Origin of the sequence: Vibrio sp. 10N.222.52.B7 (assembly GCF_041474275.1) — a bacterium.
Lineage (GTDB): Bacteria > Pseudomonadota > Gammaproteobacteria > Enterobacterales > Vibrionaceae > Vibrio > Vibrio crassostreae_C.
This window is the reverse complement of the sequence record NZ_JBFRTU010000737.1, coordinates 1-329: the sequence shown is the minus strand read 5'-3', so window position 1 is coordinate 329 and position 329 is coordinate 1. Positions and strand designations below refer to the sequence as shown.

The following is a 329-nucleotide window of genomic DNA, read 5'->3' as shown; positions in this document are numbered from 1 at the left end:
CTTCTGAAGTGATAAGATCCGCTTCTACTTGCGCGAAATGAGCAATACGCTCTGAGATATCTTTCCCTGCGATCTGCTCTGCTAACTCAAGGTAATCTTGGTAATGTCGAGCCTCTGAGCGAAGCAGAGACACGTAAAACTTCTCCATATCTTCTTCCAAGAATGGAGCTAATTTAGCGAAACGCTCACAAGAGCGAGCTTCGATAAACGCACCGATGATGAGCTTATCAACTAGAGCATCGGGTTCGTAAGTTTTGACTTGCTTGATTAAACCTTTAGCGTAGCGACCCGCTTCAATCGGTTGGTAAGTGACGCCTTTCTTTACCATC

Annotated in this window: 1 protein-coding gene; it reads right to left on the bottom strand. The window is 45.3% G+C overall.

The features are described 5' to 3' along the window. Nucleotides 1-329: tRNA isopentenyl-2-thiomethyl-A-37 hydroxylase MiaE (gene miaE / locus AB4512_RS25055; RefSeq protein ID WP_372176159.1), on the bottom strand; the 329-nt coding region annotated here is incomplete at both ends.